Annotated in this window: 6 protein-coding genes; 1 reads left to right on the top strand and 5 read right to left on the bottom strand. The window is 36.8% G+C overall.

The genetic code is table 11. The features are described 5' to 3' along the window. Positions 1 to 217 precede the first annotated feature (217 nt). On the bottom strand, positions 218 to 517 hold the full coding sequence (locus tag H4J54_RS04665; RefSeq protein ID WP_182169421.1) for a type II toxin-antitoxin system RelE/ParE family toxin: 300 nt from the start codon (positions 515 to 517) through the stop codon (positions 218 to 220). Beyond that, on the bottom strand, positions 505 to 762 hold the full coding sequence (locus tag H4J54_RS04660; RefSeq protein ID WP_182169419.1) for a type II toxin-antitoxin system Phd/YefM family antitoxin: 258 nt from the start codon (positions 760 to 762) through the stop codon (positions 505 to 507). Before H4J54_RS04660 ends, H4J54_RS04665 begins: the two co-directional genes overlap by 13 nt. Positions 763 to 1,170: 408 nt before the next feature. Here H4J54_RS04660 and H4J54_RS04655 point away from each other — a divergent pair, with 408 nt between their 5' ends. Continuing rightward, entirely contained in the window at positions 1,171 to 2,433 is a 1,263-nt protein-coding gene (locus H4J54_RS04655) for an IS110 family transposase (RefSeq protein WP_182189774.1), read from the top strand. A gap of 43 nt (positions 2,434 to 2,476) precedes the next feature. Here H4J54_RS04655 and H4J54_RS04650 read toward each other — a convergent pair whose 3' ends face one another. The 3 genes from H4J54_RS04650 to H4J54_RS19755 all read right to left on the bottom strand — a co-directional run bounded on the left by H4J54_RS04650 (position 2,477) and on the right by H4J54_RS19755 (position 3,854). Continuing rightward, a complete protein-coding gene (locus H4J54_RS04650) occupies positions 2,477 to 2,899 on the bottom strand; it encodes a hypothetical protein (RefSeq protein WP_182189773.1) in 423 nt (140 codons plus the stop codon). A gap of 100 nt (positions 2,900 to 2,999) precedes the next feature. Then, a complete protein-coding gene (locus H4J54_RS04645) occupies positions 3,000 to 3,671 on the bottom strand; it encodes an RDD family protein (protein WP_182189772.1) in 672 nt (223 codons plus the stop codon). A 102-nt stretch (positions 3,672 to 3,773) separates the two neighbouring features. Beyond that, positions 3,774 to 3,854 carry a hypothetical protein gene (locus H4J54_RS19755; RefSeq protein ID WP_404842627.1) on the bottom strand — a complete coding sequence of 27 codons (81 nt, stop codon included), beginning with the start codon at positions 3,852 to 3,854 and terminating at the stop codon, positions 3,774 to 3,776. Between the last annotated feature and the right edge of the window lie 8 nt (positions 3,855 to 3,862).

Raw genomic sequence — 3,862 nt, 5'->3', positions numbered from 1 at the left:
AAAAAGGAAGCTAGATTGAACGGCACTTCCATTGCCAAACCAAAGAATTGAACCAAACGCAAAACTATGCGATTTGCACTAAACGATAAATAAAATCATTCGATTTAGTGCGGACAACTAACGCCACGTTAAGCGGCAAAAAATTGTTGGCTAAAATTGTGAACGGAGTGAAACAGCCAACTGTTTTTTGTCCGTTTGAACGCCTTGTTAGCCGTATTTAGCTCTGTAGAAGAAATCTACGAAGATCTCGCTCTTGACGCATGACATGTAATATATAAACTTTGTCGCTATCCACTTTATAGAAAATACGACAAGGATTAACATTAACTTCACGGTAATTTAAGTTAATTAATTCAAGTGGTCTTTTACCTGATTCAGGATGGTCTTCTAACCTAGATATTTTGTCAAATATTTTGTGAGTCAATTTCTTAGCCGCATCAATATTACTTAAAGCAATATACTCAGCAATATCATTTAAATCATCAAGAGCTGGAGATGTCCAAATTATTTCAGCCATTTGCTCATTTTCTCTTTTGCTTCTTGATTCGAGAATGTATTACCGCTTTTAATTGCTTGCTCACCGCGTGCAACACCCTCAAGAATTGCCATTCGTTGCTGCATAAATTCATAATCGTCAACATCAACTAAATATGCCGATGGTTGCCCATGCTCAGTAATTAACACAGGTTCTTTGGATATGTGAAGGTCAGCTAAAATTTTTGTAGCTTGACGCTTAAGTGTCGTAACAAGTTCAACTCTCATGATAAATCCTATTTAGAACTCAAATAATGTATCACTATAGTATCACAAAAGTTCGAGGTTACAACTATACGGCTAACGCCTCGTTAAGAGGCAAATAATATGTTGGCTAAAATCAGCGACGCAGGAGCAAAAGCCAACTGTTATTTGTCCTGCTTTAACGACTTATAGTTCGACCAAGCCACTTAATGTCATAAAGTAACTTACTATTAGATTAGGTGGAACATGCTTCTGTTGGTTACGAATATTAAATGGCAAACATCCAATGTTTCTAACAAGACGTTCGAGCCAACAGAGCAACTCATTTCAAAACGCATACTCAGGGATTGCCTACCACGACTATCTATAAGACCTGCGAGAAACGAGATTTCAGCACATTCCATCTGTAACTTTACTAGCAGGAGCCACAAAATGAAAGCATATAACATTAATGATTTCGCTGCCTTAATTGGTATTGATTGGGCAGATAAAAAACATGATGTCTGTGAACATCAAGTTCACAACAAAAAACACCACTACTCTATTATTAAGAGCACCCCAGAAGCATTATACGACTGGGCAATGAGCCTTAAAAAACGCTATCCCAACCAGAAAATAGCGGTGGCCTGTGAACTTAAAAAAGGCCCCCTCATTTATACACTCACTAAATACAATCATCTGGTCTTGTTTACGATCAACCCATCAGCCGTCGCTAATTTCCGTAAAGCCTTCACGCCAAGTGGTGCTAAAGATGACCCCACGGATGCACTTTTACAAGTTGAAATACTCACCCTGCATATGGATAAATCATCCATCATTGAGCCTGAATCAGCGGCTATACGCTCGCTAGCACAGCTCGTTGAATATCGCCGGAGCTTGGTACAGGACAGTGTAGACTTGTCGAATAAAATAACAGCCACATTAAAAAACTATTACCCGCAAGCACTTGAATGGTTTAAAGAAAAAGACACATATATCTTTTGCGACTTCATCAGTAAATGGCCATCTCTTGCTAAAGTTAAAAGAGTAAAAAAACAAACCCTCTTAGACTTTTTTAACAGCCATAATTCACATTACGTTCATGTTAATGAAGCGCGTATTTCCAGTATAAAAAGTGCTATGCCATTAACTGAAGATTCAGGCGTAATAGAGCCAAATCAAATGTTGGTAGAAGTGCTCATCAAACAATTTAAAGTGTTATTAAAAGGTATTGAGATGCTAGATAAAGCTATAAAACTGGCCTATAAAGCACAACATGACAAAGTTATTTTTGATAGTTTACCAGGAGCAGGTCCACAACTTTCACCACGCTTACTCGTTGCGTTTGGTAGCAATAGAGATCGTTATGACGATGCGTCAGAGTTACAAAAATACGCAGGCATTGCGCCTGTGATTGAACGTAGTGGTAAGAAAATGTGGACACATTGGCGATACAGTTGCCCAACCTTTTTAAGACAAACCTTCGTTGAATGGGCAGGATTTTCGATACGTTATGCATTTTGGGCAAAGGCTTATTATGAACAACAAAAAAGCAAAGGAAAACCACATAACAGTATTATCAGGTCGCTCGCTTTTAAGTGGATTAGGATCGTATTTAGGTGCTGGAAAACCAATACACCATACGATGAGTCAACATACTTAGCGGCATTGAAAAGAAGAGGCTCACCGCTGTTAAAATTTGCAATAAATAGCTAAATTTTACTAGTTGTCCACCTCAGGGCGTGTTGTTAGGCATACTTTACTCACAAGCAATTTTTGCTTTAACAAACTGCCCCATTATATTCTTACTATCAAAATCGTTGCTAGACACTGTAAGTTGAAACGATCCATTTTCATTGCTTTTTATATGAACAATTTTGAGTGCTGCTAAGTACTTTGATAGTTCATTAAAGTGGCAGTTACTTTCTGGTTCTACAGTAGAAGTTGCCATTCCAGCTTTCTGACTTTCCATATACGCTTTCATGAAATTTGCTTTATCTTTAAATTTAATAATTACAAAGTTCGAACTATCAACTTCATAAGAAATATTCGATTCTTTTAATTTAGAAATAAATAAAGCTTGGGTGTACTTATTATCAAAAGACTTCATTGAGTATGTTTTCTGCTCAACCGAACAACTAACACAAGCCACTAAAATTAATAAAATGCTCAAAACTTTCATTGTATGCCTAACGCCCCATTAAGAGGCAAATAATAGTTGGCTAAAATAAGCGACGAAGGAGCAAATAGCCAACTGTTATTTGTCCTGCTTGAATGGCTTGTTATGTACGAACTACGACAGTCTTGCCAATATAGTCGTGAAGAGCTCTGCGCTTATCGTTAAACAGCATGGTTACAAATTCAGATATTCCCCAAACCATAGCTAGAATACCAAAACCGATTACTCCATAAGATAAACCCTCAGAGATAGCACCTGACATTTCTAATGATGTTGCTACTACTAGGATGATTAAGACCCAAGAAATATTTAAAGCTAAATTAACTGACTCTCTACGCAGTGCTTGTTTAACGTTTATCTCAGTCTCTGTGTCATGGTTTAGGACTTTAACATCCATAATCATTTTTCCAATAGTTTGACCAAAATAACCATGCATAAAGATGGCGTATATTGCGAATTGAACACCGTTTAAAGCTTGAAGGAATTTATCTTGAGCACTGTATTCGAAACCAAAAATCAAGCATTCGACATACAAGATGATTGCGAATACAACCCCATCGATTGTAGCAGCCCAAAACCGAGGCCAAAATGTTGAATACTTATTTACCTCTTGTTGCTTTTCTATCTCTTCTTTTATGTCTGGATCTTTCATTTTATTTGAAATAGCTAATTCTAATTCTTTAGCTCTTTCAGGATACTGTTCTTTGTCGATATGATTTTGAACATCTAAAAGTTCTTCTAGTGTGTAGTTATTATAATTAGGACTAGAATCCATGTGCTTAACTCTCCTTGAGTACATAACGCCGCACTAAGCGGACTAAAATAGTGGGTTATAATGTGTAGCGAAGTGATCTTACACCACTTTCGTAGACACATTTTAAAGTCCTAATTTCTCATATTTTTCTGGCGTTGTATAACCTAAACTTGAATGTAATCGTTCTTGATTGTAAAACGCTATATATTTCT

The sequence above is a fragment of the Colwellia sp. MB3u-8 genome (assembly GCF_014076985.1).
In the GTDB taxonomy this organism is placed as follows: Bacteria; Pseudomonadota; Gammaproteobacteria; order Enterobacterales; family Alteromonadaceae; genus Cognaticolwellia.
This window is presented reverse-complemented; position numbering and strand designations above follow the sequence as displayed.

Excerpts from the sequence above, each read along its gene's own strand:
- H4J54_RS04665 (WP_182169421.1), bottom strand. The coding sequence starts at position 517 with ATGGCTGAAATAATTTGGACATCTCCAGCTCTTGATGATTTAAATGAT.
- H4J54_RS04660 (WP_182169419.1), bottom strand. The coding sequence starts at position 762 with ATGAGAGTTGAACTTGTTACGACACTTAAGCGTCAAGCTACAAAAATT.
- H4J54_RS04655 (WP_182189774.1), top strand. The coding sequence starts at position 1,171 with ATGAAAGCATATAACATTAATGATTTCGCTGCCTTAATTGGTATTGAT.
- H4J54_RS04650 (WP_182189773.1), bottom strand. The coding sequence starts at position 2,899 with ATGAAAGTTTTGAGCATTTTATTAATTTTAGTGGCTTGTGTTAGTTGT.
- H4J54_RS04645 (WP_182189772.1), bottom strand. The coding sequence starts at position 3,671 with ATGGATTCTAGTCCTAATTATAATAACTACACACTAGAAGAACTTTTA.